The sequence below is a fragment of the Streptomyces sp. 13-12-16 genome, assembly GCF_002114215.1.
Classification (GTDB): Bacteria; Actinomycetota; Actinomycetes; order Streptomycetales; family Streptomycetaceae; genus Streptomyces.
Genome location: NZ_NCTE01001509.1, coordinates 2,062 through 2,525, shown reverse-complemented (window position 1 = coordinate 2,525; position 464 = coordinate 2,062). Strand labels below are relative to the sequence as shown.

General features: G+C 75.9%; 1 protein-coding gene. It reads left to right on the top strand.

Annotation, left to right across the window (positions count from 1 at the left end):
* Positions 1 to 464, top strand: a 464-nt coding sequence (locus B7767_RS44160) for a trehalose-phosphatase (protein WP_306298061.1), incomplete at both ends; no start/stop codon positions are given.

The following is a 464-nucleotide window of genomic DNA, read 5'->3' as shown; positions in this document are numbered from 1 at the left end:
CACCCCGGGGTCGCCGCCGTCCGCGCGGAGCTGCCGGGGGTGCTCGACCGGGTCGGCGCGTGGCGGGGCACGTGGATCGAGGAGAAGGGGGGCCGGGCGGTGGCGGTCCACACCCGCCGGGCCGCCGATCCGCAGGCCGCGTTCGAGGCCCTGCGCGAGCCGCTCGCCGGGCTCGCCGCCCGGCACGGTCTGATCGTCGAACCCGGCCGCATGGTGCTGGAGCTGCGTCCGCCCGGGATGGACAAGGGCGTCGCCCTGATGGAGTACGCCCGGGACATCGGCGCCGAGTCGGTCCTGTACGCGGGTGACGACCTGGGCGACCTCCCCGCCTACACGGCCGTCGACAAGCTCCGCTCCGCCGGCACTCCGGGGCTTCTGGTGTGCAGCGGCAGCGACGAGGTCACGGAGCTGCGGGAACGGGCGGATCTGGTGGTCGACGGACCGGCGGGGGTCGTAGGGCTGCT